General features: G+C 72.0%; 12 protein-coding genes and 3 pseudogenes. 8 read left to right on the top strand and 7 right to left on the bottom strand.

Annotation, left to right across the window (positions count from 1 at the left end):
• Positions 1–172 precede the first annotated feature (172 nt).
• On the top strand, positions 173–937 hold the full coding sequence (locus tag AC3EUJ_RS32910) for a class I SAM-dependent methyltransferase (RefSeq protein WP_431967922.1): 765 nt from the start codon (positions 173–175) through the stop codon (positions 935–937).
• Positions 938–1,279: 342 nt separating this feature from the next.
• Positions 1,280–1,438, top strand: coding sequence for a hypothetical protein (locus AC3EUJ_RS32915; protein WP_431967924.1), 159 nt, complete (start codon positions 1,280–1,282; stop codon positions 1,436–1,438).
• A gap of 190 nt (positions 1,439–1,628) precedes the next feature.
• On the opposite strand, the pseudogene AC3EUJ_RS32920 reads toward AC3EUJ_RS32915, so the two are convergent.
• The 3 genes and pseudogenes from AC3EUJ_RS32920 to AC3EUJ_RS32930 form a co-directional block, all read right to left on the bottom strand.
• A pseudogene (locus tag AC3EUJ_RS32920) lies at positions 1,629–1,754 on the bottom strand (LLM class flavin-dependent oxidoreductase); the annotation flags it as partial.
• A gap of 115 nt (positions 1,755–1,869) precedes the next feature.
• Positions 1,870–2,652, bottom strand: coding sequence for a DUF899 domain-containing protein (locus tag AC3EUJ_RS32925; RefSeq protein WP_431967926.1), 783 nt, complete (start codon positions 2,650–2,652; stop codon positions 1,870–1,872).
• A gap of 538 nt (positions 2,653–3,190) precedes the next feature.
• Entirely contained in the window at positions 3,191–3,682 is a 492-nt protein-coding gene (locus tag AC3EUJ_RS32930; protein WP_431967928.1) for an ArsI/CadI family heavy metal resistance metalloenzyme, read from the bottom strand.
• A 93-nt stretch (positions 3,683–3,775) separates the two neighbouring features.
• Here AC3EUJ_RS32930 and AC3EUJ_RS32935 point away from each other — a divergent pair, with 93 nt between their 5' ends.
• The gene (locus AC3EUJ_RS32935; RefSeq protein ID WP_431967930.1) at positions 3,776–4,165 is read left to right on the top strand and encodes an ArsR/SmtB family transcription factor; all 390 of its coding nucleotides are present in this window, start codon (positions 3,776–3,778) and stop codon (positions 4,163–4,165) included.
• A gap of 487 nt (positions 4,166–4,652) precedes the next feature.
• On the opposite strand, the gene AC3EUJ_RS32940 is transcribed toward AC3EUJ_RS32935, so the two are convergent.
• Entirely contained in the window at positions 4,653–4,994 is a 342-nt protein-coding gene (locus tag AC3EUJ_RS32940; RefSeq protein ID WP_431967932.1) for a YciI family protein, read from the bottom strand.
• Positions 4,995–5,424: 430 nt separating this feature from the next.
• Positions 5,425–6,102, bottom strand: a complete 678-nt coding sequence (locus AC3EUJ_RS32945) for a GAP family protein (RefSeq protein ID WP_431967934.1) — start codon at positions 6,100–6,102, stop codon at positions 5,425–5,427.
• 686 nt (positions 6,103–6,788) lie between these two features.
• Between AC3EUJ_RS32945 and AC3EUJ_RS32950 the strand changes: the two genes are divergently transcribed.
• Together AC3EUJ_RS32950 and AC3EUJ_RS32955 are read left to right on the top strand one after the other, a co-directional pair.
• Positions 6,789–6,983, top strand: a complete 195-nt coding sequence (locus tag AC3EUJ_RS32950; protein ID WP_431967936.1) for a hypothetical protein — start codon at positions 6,789–6,791, stop codon at positions 6,981–6,983.
• A 513-nt stretch (positions 6,984–7,496) separates the two neighbouring features.
• Complete coding sequence (locus tag AC3EUJ_RS32955; RefSeq protein WP_431967938.1) at positions 7,497–8,297, top strand: SDR family NAD(P)-dependent oxidoreductase; 801 nt, start codon at positions 7,497–7,499, stop codon at positions 8,295–8,297.
• Positions 8,298–8,318: 21 nt separating this feature from the next.
• On the opposite strand, the pseudogene AC3EUJ_RS32960 reads toward AC3EUJ_RS32955, so the two are convergent.
• Positions 8,319–8,882 (bottom strand): annotated as a pseudogene (locus AC3EUJ_RS32960) (helix-turn-helix domain-containing protein); the annotation flags it as partial.
• 11 nt (positions 8,883–8,893) lie between these two features.
• Between AC3EUJ_RS32960 and AC3EUJ_RS32965 the strand changes: the two are divergent.
• Positions 8,894–9,599: pseudogene (locus tag AC3EUJ_RS32965) on the top strand (B3/B4 domain-containing protein).
• A gap of 6 nt (positions 9,600–9,605) precedes the next feature.
• On the opposite strand, the gene AC3EUJ_RS32970 reads toward AC3EUJ_RS32965, so the two are convergent.
• Positions 9,606–9,962 (bottom strand): STAS domain-containing protein, encoded by a 357-nt coding sequence (locus tag AC3EUJ_RS32970; RefSeq protein WP_488180989.1) that lies wholly within the window; start codon positions 9,960–9,962, stop codon positions 9,606–9,608.
• A 629-nt stretch (positions 9,963–10,591) separates the two neighbouring features.
• On the opposite strand from AC3EUJ_RS32970, the gene AC3EUJ_RS32975 reads away from it, so the two are divergent.
• Both AC3EUJ_RS32975 and AC3EUJ_RS32980 read left to right on the top strand, forming a co-directional pair.
• Positions 10,592–13,525, top strand: coding sequence for a helix-turn-helix transcriptional regulator (locus tag AC3EUJ_RS32975; protein ID WP_431967942.1), 2,934 nt, complete (start codon positions 10,592–10,594; stop codon positions 13,523–13,525).
• Positions 13,526–13,952: 427 nt separating this feature from the next.
• Positions 13,953–17,579: a S8 family peptidase gene (locus tag AC3EUJ_RS32980; protein WP_431967944.1), complete on the top strand. Its 3,627-nt coding sequence runs from the start codon at positions 13,953–13,955 to the stop codon at positions 17,577–17,579.
• Positions 17,580–17,594 lie beyond the last annotated feature (15 nt).

Here is a 17,594-nt window from a genome sequence, read left to right on the forward strand (position 1 = left end):
TACGGCCCACATGGTGTTCTTGTGGCTGTCCGCGACGTAGATGGCGTCGGCAGGCAGGCCGCACCGTCTTCGAGAAGCACGACAACGGCCGGAACCGGGGTGTGCCGAATCGGCGTCGATCTCCAGAACGACGCCCGTGCGTACGCCGAGATGACAAGACGGAGACCGCCACGTGCCCACCGCCGAAGACCATGCCCTGCCCACCCCTCCGGCCCGGGTGAACGACTACGACAGCTTCGCCGAGTCGTACGCGACCCTGAACGAGAGCAGCCTCGGCAACGCCTACATCGAGCGGCCCGCGATGCTGTCCCTCGCCGGGGACGTGGCCGGCCGCCGGATCCTCGACGCCGGCTGCGGCGCCGGCCCCCTGTTCGCCGCGCTGCGCGAACGGGGCGCCCACGTCACCGGCCTGGACTCCAGCACCGGGATGCTGGAGCTCGCGCGGCGCCGGCTGGGCGCCGACGCGGACCTGCGGGTGGCCGACCTGGGCGACCCGCTGCCGTTCGCCGACGGTGCTTTCGACATGGTCGTCTCGTCCCTGGTGCTGCACTACCTGGAGGACTGGGGGCCGACGCTGGCCGAGATGAGGCGAGTGCTCAGGCCCGGCGGAAGACTGATCACGTCGGTGCAACACCCTTTCGTGGACTACGTGATCCAAGATCCGCGGCCCAACTACTTCGAGACCACCGACTACACCGACGACTGGGGCCAACTGGTGGGGCAGCCCGCCCCGATGAGGTTCTGGCGCAGGCCGCTGCAGGCGATGACCGACGCCTTCACCGCCGCCGGCTTCCGACTGGCCGTCATCAGCGAGCCGCAAGTCGATCCGAGCGCCCGCGACCTTTACCCCGACGAGTTCCTCCGCAACCGCATGAGCTACATGCTCTTCGCCCTGGAGGTGCCCCCGGCGCCGACCACCGGCTCGACCGCATGTTGATCAGGGCGACGGTAATCCGCCGGATCATTCCCCGCACCCGTGCCTTCGACGACTTCGCGGGGGCGCGGCAGGAGTGTCCCCGGCTGGTTCCCGGCGAGCCAGTGGCCCGGACCCTCGACCGGTCGTGGTCCGCCCGGGGCGGCTCGGCGATCAGCACCAGGACAGCGCGGTCAGATGTTGCCCCGTGGCGTGAACGCCGGGCAGGATGACGGGTCGTCGGGAGGCATGGGACGTCCGGGGGCGTCGGGGGCGTCATGCGCATCGCAGTGATCGTGTCCGAAGCCGTGCTCATCGTTCTCGCCACATGGGCCGCCGGTCGCGAGCTCGGGGCTGGTCGCGTTCATGCCCGCCCGGGTGCAGTACCACGCGATCTCTCATCTCGCCGTCATGCTCTGGGTGTACGTCCTCCTGGTCGGCCCCATTCCGGCTTGCGTGGCGCTTCGCCGCTGGATCACATCCGTGCCGGGTATGCCGACCGCGCAGGAGGCCGGCGGCTGCTGACCGCTCGGCTGCCGGGCGTGCGGTTTCCGGAGCCGGTCGCCGGTGGCCCGCTCCGCGTCGCCGGGTGCTCCGGCGGCCAACCGCGGCGGCCTGGCCGCGGTTGGCCGGCGAGGCGGACTTGTCATCCGCCGGCTACCCGCGGCACCGCCCGCTCGGGCGGCCCGTCGATCCGCCGTCCGTCGGCCCGGGTTCAGCGCCAGCCCAGTTCCGGTGCCACATGGGTGAGGATGCTGTCCAGCACATGGGCGTTGTAGTCCACCCCGAGCTGGTTCGGGATGGTCAGCAGCAGGGTGTCCGCGGCCTGGATCGCCTCGTCGTCCCGGCGCCACCTCGGCGAGCTGGGGGAGTGAGGCGGAGGCCCTGTAGTCGCGCCCCGAGCCGCCCGGCGCCCGTCCCGCCGGGCGGGCGCCGAGGCCTTCGACGCGAGCGGGTCAGTGGTGGTGGCCGTGCCGGCCGAGGGTTTCCACCGGGGTCGCGCCGGGGCGGGTCCACTGCGGCACGGGGCGGCTGGTCGGGCCCCAGGTGGCGTTCCCCTCCACGTCCGAGCGCCAGTACCAGCACGCGTCGCGTCCCTTGGGCCGGCCCGCGGGGTTGTCCTCCCATGCCTCGCCGCGCCCGTAGGGCGTCATGTCGAGCAGGCCGAAGGACGCGTTGACCGGCTCGTTGCCGCGGCCCGTCGTGGAGTAGGTGAGGAACGTGCGGTCGCCCTCGCGCAGGAAGCAGGTGAGGTAACCCATGTCGCCGCCGACCGGTGCGGCCACGTCGCGCACCGAGTACCAGGGCTGGGTGTAGCCCATGAACTCGACGTATGAGGCGACCTCGGCCCACCGGCCCGTGGTCAGGATGGCGAACGACACGCCGCGGGCGTTGAGGTAGACGGCGTCCTTCAGGTGCCACGCCGCGGTGGTGCAGCCCTCGCACTGCCCCTGGTGCGGCGCGCCGTCGTGCCACATGTGCTTGTAGACCGCGAGCTCGTCGCGACCCTGGAACAGGTCCAGGAACGGGACCGGGCCGTCGGGACCGACGACCTCCACCGTTCCGTCGAACTCGACCATCGGCAGTCGGCGGCGGGCCGCGGCGAGCGCGTCGCCCTCGCGGGTGTGGGCCTTCTCACGGACCAGGAGCTCGTCACGGGCGGCCTGCCAGGTGGCCAGGTCGACGACGGGCGGGCGGCCGGGCTGCGCGCCGGCCTGGTTGTCGGGCGTGGTCGTCATGGTGTTCTCCGGGGTGTCTCGTGCCGGGCGCCGTCGTACGGCGTCGTACGGCCTGTTGCGGCGGTCACCGGAACAGACTCCCGGCCAGGCCGGAACTCATCGCGGCGGCGGATGCCGGGCGGGCGTGCGCACTGTCAGCGTTCGCCGCTGTCGTGCGGCGGCGCGTGGATGGAGGCGGACAGGTTCGGGCGCCCACGCTGCGCCCACGACTCCGAGGGCGACGGCCTGCTCTCGCTCCCGCACGACGGCCACGGCGTGCTGCTGACGATGGGGGAGGAGCCCGTGGACGCCGAGGCGATCGCGGGGGCCGTCGCGGTCGGCGTCGGCGTCGGGCCGCCGTGCGGCCAGCCCGACGGGCACGTGTGGTGGGCGACAACGACGTCGCACTCGGGCGCGGAGTTCACGGCCGAGGCGCGCAACGCGCCGGCGGTCCTGCCGGCGGTCTTCCGGCCCGGGAGCCGTCCCCGCCGCGCACCGCCCCTACCGGCGCGCGGGACCGGCGTCCGCGATCAAGCCGGGGCACCGGAAAGAGGGCGTGCTAGCGAGGGCCGCAGGCGCAAGCGCCGCCGACGGTGGCCGGCGCGGTGTCCCGTGCCGGCTCGGCCTGCCCGTGGGAGCCGCAGCACGCGGCCGGTGCGCCGGCCGCGTCCTTGCTGAGGGTGTCCGCCTCGGCCTTGACGACGTAGACCTCCCACGGTTCCTTGCCGGGGCCCGTGACCCACACCTTGTCCTGGAGGGCGTAACAGCAGGAGGTGTCGTTCTCCTCGAAGGTGGCCAGTCCCGCCTCCTTGAGCCTGTGGGTGGCCGCGGTGACCTGCTCGGTGGACTCCACCTCGACACCGAGGTGGTCGAGGCGGGTGTCCAGGCCGTCCTCGCCTTCGAGCAGGACGAGCTTGAGCGGGGGCTCGGTGATCACGAAGTTGGCGTAGCCGGGGCGGAGTTTGGCGGGCTCGACGCCGAAGAGCTTGGAGTAGAACGCGATGGACCCCTCGAGGTCGGCGACGCGCAGGGCGAGCTGAACGCGGGACATGACGGTCTCCCTCTGCATCTGTATCGACATCCGTCGATACGGCTCGATGGGTCCGAGGTTGCCAGCTGCATCGACAGGAGTCAACATAGGCACATGTCGAAATCAGGGCTGAGGGTCCTCGGGCAGGACGACCGGGCCGTCGCGTGCTGCTCGCCGATGGTCCGCGAACCGCTGGGCGAGACCGACGCCGTCGCCCTGGCACGCATGTTCAAGGCGCTGTCGGACCCCGTGCGGCTGCGGCTGCTGTCCCTGATCGCCTCCCATGAGGGCGGCGAGGCCTGCGTGTGCGACCTGACCGCGCCGTTCGACGTGTCCCAGCCGACGATCTCGCATCACCTGAAGGTGCTGCGCGAAGCGGGGCTGGTCGGTTCCGAACGGCGCGGCACCTGGGTCTACTACTGGGTGCTGCCGCCGGCGCTCGCCCAGCTGTCCTCGCTCCTCCGGACCCCGGCCGAACCCGCCTCCGTGGCGGCCCGCGGATGAGCGCACAGGCTCACCGCGGGCGCCGCCGCCCTCGACTGCCCGACGTGCTCCCACCGCACCCCGCTTCCCGACCGGGAGTGGACCGACGGCCATAGCGCCTTCGCCTGCCCGGGCTTCCGGTTCGACGACCGGCCGCCCCTCGATCCGCACTCCACGGCCGCCTTCGGACAGGCGCTGAGCCACCCCGTTCGGGTGCTTTGGGGGAAGTTCTGAGCCCGGTGCCGGTTCGCATCGCACGGCGGCCCGCAGACGGCCCTGCCCAGTCCCCGAGGAAGCCCACGTGGGGAAACAGGCTTCCGAGCAGGCGGCAAGATCCCGTACCGCGGCGGTTTGTGAGTCGCTTGTGCACCGGTCCGGAAAGCAAACACAGGCGCTCGGCCGGCCCGCGCCCCCGCATTCCAGGGCATCGCCAGGCCGATTGGGCTTCAGGTCTTCTGCGTCATGCGGTGTGGATGCGACCTCCTGGCTCGTCGCCGAGGGCCCTCGTTCAGATGGTCGGGTCGGGCAGGAACTCGCGGACCTTTTGAGCGCAGCGGCAGGCGACGGCGATCTTGGCGGCCCACTCCAGCGCCTCCTCGCGTGAGGGCACGTCGACGACCGAGAATCCGCCGAGGTACTCGTTGCTCGCCGGGTACGGGCCGCCGGTGACCGTTCCGTCGGTGGCCACCACGCTCGCCTCCTCATGGTCCGTCAGCCCGGCGCCGAACACCCATACGCCGGCGTCCTTTGCCTCCTTGACCACCGCGTGCGCGGCCGCGGCCACGTCGGGCAGGTCCTCCTCGGGGAAGGTCATCGCGCCTTCATTGAACGAGATCAAATACTGCGTCATCTCAAGGCTCCTTGTCCCGGCGGCGTCCTCCGGCCGCGCACCAGACCATGGTGGCGCCGGGCACTGACACCCGGGGTGAGGTCGGGCCGCCTCGGCGCCGGGATATGGGGAGCTCGGCCAATCCAGCGCCATCGACGACAGCGCCGCACGAGCTGATCCCTTGAGTATCCGGCTTCTCCTCATCTCCGCGCGGGGCAAGCTCGAGGTCCTGCACCGCTGTCGTATTCCGGCATGGACGGCCTGCGCACCCACACCCGTAGGCAACCGGTGCCCCGGCGGTGTGGGAGGCTCGCCGAAGCCAGGTCTCATGCCCCCGAACGGCCCGGACAATGACCCATGTGGCCCCGGCGCGCGTCTCGTCCGCAGCGGCACGTCGGCGTTGTCAAGCCCCTCGGCCAGCCATCGTGCCGTCCATGGGCACAGCATCTCGTCAGGACGCGAGGGCGCTGATCCCGTCGCCGAGCAGCTTGAGTCCGAGGACGGACAGGAGAGCGGCCATGATGGCGGCGTTGTGCAGTGCGGCCCAGTCCCGCCAGGCGGCAAGGATGCTCTTGGCGCGTTCGCCCATGCACAGGTAGACCGCGAGCGGCGCGAGGACTCCGAGCGAGGCGATGACCACGAAGATCGCGAGTGCCCCGATCTGCTGTGGCACGGAGATTCCGGTCGAACTGATCGAGGCGGCGGCAGCGATGGTCAGGGGGGCGTTCTTGGCGTTGGCGGCCGAGAGCAGCAGCCCGAGTCCGAGCACCTTGACGGGGGTGAAGCGATCGATTGCCGCCATCCACTGGGGTAGCTGCGCCTGTGACCGGTCGCGGGGACGTCCGCGCCACTGCCGGACGGCGAACAGGACGAGTACCACGCCCAGGGCCAGCTTGAGGGCCCCCACCCACGTGGCCGGATGCTTGTGCGTCGACGCTCCGCCCGAGCCGCCCACCACGAGCATGATGGCGCCGAGGACTGCCAGGCCCAGGAACCAGCCGATCGCGAACAGCGTGCCGTGCAGACGCCCCTGCGGGGTGGCAAGGACGAGGATGATCGCCACGATGGGGAGCGGACTGATCGCGACCGCGGCCGCCAGGCCGAGCACATCACCGACCGCGTGTCCCACGGTGGCCTCCTCGTTGGTGGAGAGATCACGCGCACCGGCCAGGCCGCACCGACAGGCGGAGCATCCGGATCGCTGATCGTGCGCGCCGGAGAGTCACCGTTCCTGATCGTGCGCTGACGGAGGCGCTGAGGCGCGTTTTCCGTGTTGTACGGGTGACCTGTGGGTGCCCCCTTTTCGCACGGCAGGGGCCCGACGGGGACGGGGGGTGAGGGCCCCTAGGGTGACCGGTGCGCCCGGCCGGCCACTGCCTCTCGGGTGCCCGCCCGGTCCGCATGCCGTCCTCGAATCTCGCGTGGAGCCGCCCCCGGTGGTTTCACCACGCGGCGGCATGCGGCCGAACCGTCCGTCACGACATCCCCGCGGCTGCCTCGCCGGAACCGGATCCCTCCCCGCGCGGCAGGGCCGCCGCGCACCCCCCGCCCCAGACACGGACGGCGTCCCCATCGTCGTACTCCACGCGGGGGTCGTTCCTGCCGGCGGACGCCTGCCGGCCGGGTTGCGTTGCACGGGTTTCGCCCTCCGGGGTTTCGGAGGCGCGAGTCAGGTAAGACGACCGCCTGGAGCCATCACAGCCAGTGCCTGCCCCCATGGTGGTTCCACGAGGGCGACAAGCGCTCTCGGAGGTCATCGCCCTTGTAGACCGGGACCTTCTCCCTTGGGCCCCGGTCGACGAGGAGGAGGTCGTCATGGATCTCAAGGCCCGTACGCATCGCCCAGGGGAGAATGTCCCAGTCAGCGGCATCTACGAGTGCACCTGCGGCCAAGGTCACCGCTTCACCAGCACCGACGTGCTGGGCCGCACCTTCCCACCGGTCCCGAAGGGCTGCCTCGGCGTCCACTGGCGTCTCGTGGCTCCCGCCCACGCGGAGCGCAGCCCATAGGACCGCATACGCCCGCCCGGTCGTGTGCGGTGACGGCGCACGAGGCCGGACGGGCCACGACACGGCCCCACCGGCGCTCCTTGCCCGAGCCCCGGTGGGGCGAATCCGCAAGGCCAGGGGAAACGGGACGGAACAGCCCTCGCGGGGGCCGCCTGAACTGTTGCGGCATGACCCTGATCAGAGCCGCGCGAACCTGCCCGGCACCGAGGCCGCCGCCGCGGCGGTCCGGGAGATCGCGGTGCTGTACGGCCTCGCGATCACCGTCGAGGACGACATCGGCGCCGACCTGGTGTCACGGCGGACGGCGGAGCCGGCCCTCTCCGCCCTGGACGCGAACGACTCCCTGCCACCCGAGGCCCCATCTCCCTCGGCGGCTCACCGTCCGTCTCCCGGTTCTCCATGCCCCGACCCGATTCGGTGCGTCCGCGATATCTTGTCGGCGGCCCGAATGTCAGTCCCTGCGTCTAGGGTGCCCTCAAGATCGACGCGGACAGCGATGGAGGGGACCGGAGCATGCTCTTGGAGAACAAGACCGCCGTCATCTACGGCGCGGGTGGGGCGGTGGGCCGGAGCGTGGCCCGAACCTTCGGCCGTGAGGGCGCACGGGTCTTTCTCACCGGACGCAGGCTCGCGGGGCTCGAGGAGTTGGCCAAGGAGGTCGAGTCGGCCGGTGGCCGGGCGGACATCGCCCAGGTGGACGCGCTCGACCCGGAGGCGGTCGAGCGGCACGCTGCCGAGGTGGTCCGGACGGCAGGCCGGCTCGACGTGTCCGTCAACGCGGTCAGCATCCGCGGTGACCTGCAGGGCACGCCGTTGACCGGTCTGTCCGTCGACGACTTCCTGACACCGATCACCACCGCTGCCACCGCCAACTTCGTGACCGCGACGACCGCGGCCCGGCACATGGCCGAACAGGGCTCGGGGGTGATCGTGACCTTCTCCACGGCGGCATCCCGCCTCTCCGCCCGCGACCAGGGCTTCCATGCGACCGGCGGTTTCGGCGTCGCCTGCGGCGCCGTGGAACTGCTCTCCCGCCACCTGGCCGGTGAGGTCGGACCGCGCGGCGTACGTGTCGTCTGCCTGCGCCCGGACGGCATCCCGGAGGCCTGGGTCTCCTGGGGAATGATCGATGACGCCGAGCCCGACCCGGAAGGCAGCTCCACGGTGAAGGCCTACATGGAACGCGGCACCGCGCTGCGCCGGCTGCCGAAACTGGCCGAAGTCGCGGAGACGGCCGCCTTCATGGCGTCCGACCGGGCGGGCGCCATCACCGGGAGCGTGATCAACCTCAGCTGCGGATCGGTCAGGGACTGAACAAGGCGGGCCAAGCGACCGTCAGGGCCTGGCGCTGGGACCGGGCGGCAGGTGCACGGTCATGATCAGGTGGCAGGTCTCGGTGCCCGAGCCGCGATAGGTGTGGGACCTGTCGCCGTCGAAGGTGGCGGTCTGCCCGGCTTCCACGGTGTGCTCGGTGCCCTCGACGACCAGGGTCATCCGGGGTCATCCGGCCGTGGGTGACGCTGACCGTTTCCACCACGCCCGACTGGTGAGGATGGCTGGGGTACTCCTCGCCGGCTCCAGCCGCCAGCGCCAGAACTCGACGGGTGCGGGTCCCGAGGTGGTCAGCATGAGCCTGGCCTGACTGCCCCGCGCTCCGGTCCACAACGGGTCCAGGTCATCGGCGGACACGACGCGGACGCTGCCCTCCGCCCTGCCTTCCACCAGGGCCGACACCGAGACGCCAAGGGCGTCGGCCAGCCGTACCAGCGTCGCCAGGTTCGGGTTGCCCTGCGCCTTCTCCAGCCCCACCAGCGCGCCCTTGCTGACCTGGGCACGCCGGCCCAGTTCGTCCAGGGACAGGCCCGCGCGGGTACGGGCGGCCCGGACGTTGTGTGCGAGCGCCCCCGCCCATGCCCACCTTCAGCCTCGCCCCCGCCGTCGCCGACGCCTTCCCCGGCGCCCTCATCGCCCTGGTCACCGCCACAGGTCTGCGCGGCCGTGAACCGTGGCCCCACACCACCGCCGCCCTGGAGGACCTCGAACGGCGACTCGCCGACGGCACCTGGCACCCCGCCGACGAGACCGACCCCCGCATCGTGCTGGCACACCGCGTACCGCTCCTTCGGCACCAACCCCCGCCGCATCCGCCCCAGCGTCGACGCGCTCGGCCGCCGTCTCGCCAAGAGGGGCAGCCTGCCGCGCATCAACCCGGCCGTCGACTCGTACAACGCCGTCTCCATCCGTCACGGCCTGCCCGCCGGAGCCTTCGACCTGGACCACGTCACCGGTGACGTCGTCATCCGCCACGCGGACGGCACCGAGACCTTCACCCCGCTCGGCGAACCCGGCACCGTCGAGAACCCCAAGTCCGGCGAGATCATCTACGCGGACGCCACCCAGGTCCTCACGCGCCACTGGAACCAGCGCGACGCGCACCACACCCGCGTTACCGAGGACTCCACAGGGGTCGCCCTCCTCCTCGAAACCCTCCACGCCACCCGGGACGGCGATCTCCTCAAGACCGCAGCCGACGAACTGCAGGGCCTCCTCGCCCTCCACGCCGAACAGACCGCCGTGCACTACCTCGGCGCCGTACCACCGCGGGTCGCCGTGTAAGCCGCCTCAGCGGCAGGCGTCGGCGACGCTGCCGGCGGCCACCGGGGCATCCGAAGGGCGGATACGGAACAGCTCGCGTGTTCCCGTCAGGGCGAGAACGTGCTCAGCTTGAGGTTGCAAGCCGGCGAGCTCGAGTGTGCCCTCTTCGACTTCGGCGCGCAGGCGGAGGCTCAGCAGCATGTTCAGACTGGTGGAGCCGATGAAGGTGACGCCGGAGAGATCCATGCGAAGTGTCCTGCCGCACAGCTGAAGTGCGTCGGTGACCGCGGTGACCTGGGGACACGTCTCGAGGTCCAGCTCGCCGGTCAACGCGATCGTCGTCTGCACGGGTGTTTCACTGACAGTTATGCCGATGTGCTGCATGGGAAGTCGCCGATCGGGTCGAAGCCCATCACGGTCAACTCCCGCGCTGAAAGCGGCCGCAAAGCAGACGACACGGTGCCGTCCACAGTCGAGTAAGACCACCCGTACCTTCCTCCGGCCACTCACGGTGACCGCTTCGTGGCACGGGGTCTCTCACCAGGCCAGGCTGGTTGTGTCGAGCCTTGCACACTGCCGCCGGAAGTACCAGACCCTCCATGCGGCTCGGCCGTGAGGCGTTCGACCCGCCGAGGACGACATCACCGCCCACGGCCCGCCGTGACGCGCGGGCGGGGCGGAGCACTTCGGCGGGTGTCGGTGTGCGCCGTCGTGCGCACGGGGCGCGGCGGGATCCCGCGCCGGTCGGCCCCGGGGGCGGCCGGCATGCTGTTGCCGCAGGTCGCACGCGGTGTCGCCGCGCCCGTGCACCCCCTTCCAGGCCGGCGTGAGGCGGCCGCGGCTGCCGAGCTCATCAGGCCGATCGGGTGATACGGGAATGCTGGACGGCGCCGGACCGGGAAGCCCGCGGGATCGCTCGTCGCTCGACTGCCGGGGTCGATGCCGCTACCCAAATGATCTTTCCCGGATAAAGTCAGCACTGCCGTAGCGGCGGTCGACAGAAGGGGTGGGCGGTGGTCGGACGGGCCGAGAGCGACGCCGGGCAACTTCCGGTACTGTCCGCGCCACGCTTCGTCGGCCGGGACCGGGAACTCGACGCTCTCGGATCGGCGCTCGGACAAGCCCCCGTGGTCGTCCTGCTCGACGGCGAGGCGGGCATCGGCAAGACCCGGCTGTTGCGCGAGCTCCTGGCGTCCCAGGCCGAGCGCGGGCGGCGCGCCCTGGTCGGGGCCTGCCCGGAGCTGCGGGTGCCGTACACACTCGGGGCGGTCGTGGACGCCGTACGCGACGGCCTTGACAACGTTGCCGGGCTGCGCCTGAGCGGGCTGGGTGGCGCGCTGCGGCCGCTGTTCCCGGAGTGGGCCGGCGACCTGCCTCCGGCGCCGGAGCCGCTGGAGGACGCGACCGCTGCCCGGCACCGGCTGTTCCGCGCCTTCGTCGAGGTCCTCGGCCGGTTCGATGTGGCGGTCCTCGCGCTCGAGGACGTGCACTGGGCCGACGAGGCGACACTCGAGTTCCTGCTCTTCCTGGTCTCCCGCCGACCGCAGCCGGTGAGCGTGGTGCTGACCTACCGGCGGGACGAAGTGCCCCCCGATTCACTGCTGTTGAGGCTGTCCTCCCGGCTGCCCGCCGACGCGCACCTGGTCAGGCTGACACTGAGGCCGCTGGACGTCGACGAGACCGCCGCGGTCGTCTCGTCGATGCTGGCCGACGAGCATGTCTCGACCGAGTTCGCGGCCTTCCTGCACGCACGCACGGAGGGCGTGCCCCTGGCGGTGGAGGAGTCCGTGCGCCTGATGCACGACCGCGCCGACCTGATCCGCCAGGGCGGCGGATGGGCCCGCCGCCGGCTGGACCGCATCGACGTGCCGCCCACGATCCGCGACGCCATGCTCGAACGTGTCCAAAGGCTCCCGCCCGACACCCGGACCGTCCTGTACGCGGTGTCGGTGCTGTCCGGCCCGGCCGACTGCGCGACTCTGCGCGCCGTCACCGGCCTGCCGGAGGACCGGTTCGCCACGCAGGCGGCCGAAGCGCTCGGCTGCGGCCTGCTGCGCGAGGGCAGACCCGGGCAGTGGTCGTTCCGCCATTCGCTGGCGTGTCACGCCGTGTACGACGCCATCCCGGTCGAGGAGCGGCGTGCCATGCACCTGCGGGCCGGCCGGGCACTGGAGCAGTGGCCGTTGCCGCCGGCGGCGCAGTTGGCCCGCCACTTCCGGCTGGCGGGCGACGCCGAGGCGGCGTGCCGGTACACCGAGCAGGCGGCCGACCTCTGCGTCCAGTCCGGAGACGTGGCCACCTCGGCACTGTTGCTGCACAGCCTGGTCACCACCGTCCCGCTGCCCGCCGAGGCGCTGGTACGACTGGTGACGAAGATCCAGTTCCAGGCGCTGTCCGGCGCCGACCCGTACTCGACGATCATCGAGTCGCTGCGATCCTCCCTCGGCAGCCAGATGCTGACGCCGGGGGAGCAGGCGTTGGTCCGTTTCCAGGTGGGCCGGGTGCTGATGGTCGCGGGCGAGATCGAGGCGGGCCGCCGCGAGATCCTCACAGCGGTGCCCCACCTGCCACCGGAGTCCCCGGAGGCGGCGCGAGCCCGCATCCTGCTCGCCCTGCCCCTGGGGAACGCCCGGCCGGTCTCGGAACACCTGCGCTGGCTGCGGGAGGCGCCGCCGCTGAACCAGTCGATGGCTTCCCTCGACCGCCTGCGCCTGTTCGTGGAGCGCACCTTCGCGCTGCTCGTGCTCGGCGAGGAGGCCGGCTGGGCCGCGGCCCGGCAGATCCCGGAGGACGTCTCCGACCCGCGGGAGGCGCCCATCGTCGCGATAGGCCACACGAACGTCGGCGAGGAGGCGACGCGGTGGGGACGGTACGACGAGGCCAGGGCACGACTGGCCAAGGGCCGGGCGATCGCCGAGCGCCATCAGCTCCTGGACTACCTCGACAGCATCGCCTCCTCCCGGGCCCACCTCGACTGGTTCACCGGCGCCTGGTCCGGACTCGCCGAGCGGACGGCGCGCCTGGTCGACGACGACAGCGGCGTACGGCTGAAGGACCGGTGCGAGGCGGCGCTCGTCGCGGGCCTGCTGCAGGCCGCCGCCGGCGACCGGGACGCCGCGGAGGAGCGGCTTCGCTTCGCGGGGCGTGACGACCAGCAACGCATCGAAGCCGCTGCAGCGTTGGCCCGGTTGTGCCTGCGCGACGGCAACGTCGACGAGGCGCTCCGCCTCACCGACCGGCCCGCCGAGATCGCCGTCGGCGGCGGCCTCTGGTCCCGGGCCGTCGAGTTCGCCCCGGCCCGGGTCGCCGCCCTGGTCGCCGCCGGCCATCTCGGCCGCGCCTCCGACCTGGTCGACACCTTCCAAGGCGCCCTGCGCGACAAGGACGCCCCGGCCCCGCAGGCGTCCCTGGTGCTGTGCCGCGCGATCCTGGCCGAAGCCGACGGCCGCCTCACGGACGCCGTGACGCTGTTCGCCCGTGCGGCCGCCGCGTGGGAGGCGCTCCCGCGCCCGTACGACGCCCTGCTCGCCCGGGAGCGCCACGCCCGCTGCCTGCTCGCCGACGGCCGGGACGAGGCCGGACTGCCGATCCTGTCCGAGGTGGCGCGGGCGCTGTCGGAACTGGGCGCCCACAACGACGCCGACCGGATCAGCCGGTTCCTCGGCACGCGAGGCGGGGACACCCCCGCGGCGGTGCGCGGCCGGGGACGTCCCGGCTACGGCAACCGGCTCTCGCCCCGCGAGCTGGAAGTGGCCCGGCTGCTGGTCGAAGGCCTGACGAACCGGCAGATCGCCGACGCGCTGGTGGTGTCGGCGCAGACCGTCGCCAGTCAGGTCAAGTCGGCGATGCGCAAACTGGACGTGACGTCGCGGACGGCACTCGCGATCAAGGTCGTCGAATCCGGCCTCGTCGGCGATCTGCGGCAACCGCCCCCGGGCGACGAGTAAATTCCGCGGGCCGCCGCCGGGCACGAAGAAATGTCCGCGAGCGGCGACGGGATTAAATCCCGCATCTGACCAATCGAGCCGGCGTCCGCCCCGATCGCAGACTCGTCTCCATGCTGCCCGCTGAACCGCCGACGCCCGAGCCGGAAGGTGATCCGCCCGGACCGGGACCCCGTTCCCAGGACGAACCGGCCCCGGCGGAACCGCCGGACAACGCGGCGGACGCCCCGACCGCCCACGGTGCGGGCGCTGATGCCGACGCCGTCGGCGAGTACGAACCGCTCTAGCCGGGAGGCCCGGCGCCGCCGAGCGCGGCCCCGGGCGCGTCCCGCCGCCGATCCCACCAGTTGTTCCCCGGTCGTCACACTCACAGGAGACCGAATAGATGAAGCGAAGGGCAATGAGGCGTCCCAGAGGACGCTTGGGCGCGGTGACCGTCGGTCTGACCATCCTCGGGATGGTCACGTCGGCCACGGCGACCCAAGCGGCCGAGCCGACCCGGCAGGCGCCGCGTCCAGGGGTCGTACAGACCAAGAAGTCAACGGTGATCGACAACGACGACCTCGCGCGGACCCTCTCCGGGTCCGGAACCACCGTGCCGGTGACGCTGATCACCGGAGACAAGGTGAACGCCACCGTCGACGCCCACGGCAAGCCGGCCGTCCGCGACATCGAGAGCGCTGCGCGGCCCGACGGGTCCCCCGTCGTCTTCCACACCATCACCCGCATGGGTAAGGTGTACGTCGTCCCGAACGACGCCCTCGCGCTGATCGGCAACGGAGTGCTCGACTGGGGGCTCTTCGACCTTTCCGAGCTGGTGGCGCTCGCCGCGGCCGGCAAGACCGGCGAGGTGCCGGTGCTGGTCACCTACACGGGGCAGACCGGGGCCCAGAGGGCCGCCAAGGTCGCCGGTGCGGCCGTCGGCCGGACGCTCACCAGCATCAACGGCCGCTCCATGGAGATAGCCGGCGACGGCCGCTGGTGGCGTGGAGTACGCGGCAAGACGGAGTCCGGCGCCGCCGCGGCCCGGTCGGCCGGCTCACTGGCCGGGGTCAGGAAGGTGTGGCTCAACGGGCTGGCCGAGGTCAGCCTCGACACCTCCGTACCGCAGATCGGCGCACCCGTCGCCTGGGACCGCGGGTACGACGGCAAGGGGGTGTCCGTGGCGGTGCTCGACACCGGCATCGACGCCGATCACCCGGACGTGTCCGGACACATCGTCGAGAAGGTCGACTTCACCGGCAGCCCCAGCGGCCCCCGCGATGGGCACGGGCACGGCACCCATGTCGCGTCCACGATCCTGGGCACCGGAGCCGCGTCCAACGGGCAGCGCAAGGGCGTCGCGCCCGGCGCCGATCTGCGGGTCGGCAAGGTCTGCGACGACAACGGGCAGTGCACCGACGACGCGGTCATCGCGGGCATGGAGTGGGCCGCCCACTCCGGCGCCAAGGTCGTCAACATGAGCCTTGGCGGGGACCCCAGCGACGGGACCGACCCCCTGAGCCAGTCGCTCGACGAGCTCAGCCGCGACACCGGGACCCTGTTCGTGGTCGCGGCCGGCAACTCCGGCCCGGGCAAGGGAACGGTCGGGAGCCCCGGCGCCGCCGACGAGGCACTGACCGTGGCGGCAGTCGACAAGCAGGACCGTATGGCCGACTTCTCCAGCCGCGGACCGCGGGTCGGGGACGGCGCCGCCAAGCCCGACATCGCGGCCCCGGGTGTCGACATCGTCGCGGCTCGCGCCGCCGGTACGGCCATGGGCACGACGGTGGACGAGTACTACACCACCGCCAGCGGTACCTCGATGGCCACCCCGCACGTGGCCGGCGCCGCGGCCCTCATCGCCCAGCAGCACCCGGACCTGTCCGGGCGCGAGATCAAGGCGCTGCTGATGAGCACCGCCAAGGACCTGGGATTCGACCGCGACGCGCAGGGCGCCGGCCGGGTGGACGTCGCCGCCGCGACCGATCCGCGGACCACCGTGAACGGCAACCTGGGCTTCGGCCGCCTGGCCTACCCGCACGCGCCGCTGACCCGGAAGGTCACGTACACCAACCACACCGACGAGCCGACCACACTGCACCTCACGGCCTCGGTCTCCTCCGCAGGCAAGCCCGCTCCGGCCGGCCTGGTCACCCTCGACACCGATGAGGTGGTCGTGCCCGCGGGCGGATCGGCCGATGTGTCGTTGACGCTCGACGGGCGGGTGCTCGGCACCGACGGGGCCTTCGGCGGCTACTCCGGCCTACTCGACGCCAGGGACCCTTCCGGAGCGCTGCGGGCGGCCACGCCGGTCACCGCGTTCCTGGAGCCGCAGAAGCTCCCGCTGACCGTGAACGTCATCCGGCCGCCGGGAGCCACCGACGTCCAGTACGGATTCGCCACCTTCCTGCCGGTCGATGGTGACGACATCCCCGGCCTGGGCAAGGACGCGGCAGGCAAGACCGGTGCCGACACGATCACCCTGCCGCTCTTCCGCGGCACCTACTCGGCCACAGTCCCCCTCAAGTGGCGTGACGCGGACGGCGCGTGGCAGCAGGCCGCACCTCTCGTGGCGGAAGTGGACCTCACCGAGCCGGCCACCGTCACCCTGGACCTGCGCGAGCTCAAGCCGCTGAGGGTCCGGTTCCCACAGGCCACCGAGGTCTACGAGATGACCGACTACACCCGGCGGGTCTCCGCGAACGGCGCGCGGTCGATGGCGACGTTGCTGACGGCCGGATACGGCGACGAGCCCAACTGGTGGGCCCTGCCCACCGGGAAGGTACGCACGGGCACCCTCGTCCAGGACACCTACAGCGTGCGGACGACTCCCGTCGTCACCATGCGGGCCACGGGCGGCGGTGCCCCCATCAGGCTGACCCCCCGCTACCGCACTCCGGACGTCTCGCTCATCGGTTCCCAGATGTGGCTGGACGACGACGGCAATACCGTCTACCGCGAGGTCTCGGTGCCGATCTCGCGACTGCCGCTCAAGGGACGCGTCCCGGTGGTCTACGCGGGCACCGGCTCCGACGCGGAGCTGGCCGCCGTCAACGCCCGCGGAAAGCTGGTGCTGCTGACACCGACCGACGTCTGCGACACCACCTGCGACTTCCCGAAGCTCCGGGACGAGCGGGTGGCGGCCGCGGCCTCCGCGGGGGCCGTCGGCGTGCTGGTCGCCGCACCGGAGCTCACCTCCCTGGGCGGCTCCGCCGACTTCGCCGTGTGCACGGACGGGCCCAAGAGCTGCCCCGCGGTCCAGCCGTACGCGGCACTGCCGGTCGTCAAGGTGCCCTACGCCGAGGCGGACCGCCTGATCAAGCGGATCAAGGCCGACCGCTCGAACGTCGAGATCGAACTCGGCGGCAGCGCCGCCCCGAGCACCTACGCCGCCAGGTTCCACTCCGACGGCCGGATCCCCTCGGCCCTGGACCACCGCGTCGGGAAGGACGAACTCGACAGGGTCGACCACTACTTCCACGCCGACCGGCCCGGAGAGGTCACCCGGATGTACTGGTGGCAGCAGTCCGAGGCCGCGCCGGGCGCGCTCGGCGACCCCCTGCCGCACGTGGCCACGCAGCGGACCATGACCACCTTCATCAAGCGGCAGCCCGACGCCATCGACCAGTTCTTCACCGCCTGGGCCGACCACGGGGCGGACTCTGTCCTGGACCAGGCACGCGGTGAGCGGCGGGAGATGGTCCTCACCGGGAAGGACGAGGTCCACTGGAACGAGGGACCGGCCGTACCGGGCGCCGTGCCACAGGTGCGGACCAGGTCCGGGTACACGCTCGCCACCGCGACACCGTGTTCCGGCTGCCGGCAGGGCGACACCTTCTACCCCACCTTCCAGCTGACCAGCAGCGGCGGCGCCCGCCAGGCCGTGGCCGGAATCGTCGACAACGACAACCTCGCGGAGTTCCTCTTCGGCGCCTCGGCCTGCGGCCCGACGGCCTCGCCCACGTTGCCGACCCTCGGCTCCACCTGCGACTTCAAGCTGCTGGACCAGTCCGGTGACGAAGTCGAACGCCGCCTGCAGCGCCTCCACGCCGGCATCTTCGAGAGCCGGCGATGACGGCCGCGACCGCTA

It is taken from the genome of Actinacidiphila sp. bgisy160 (genome assembly GCF_057707815.1).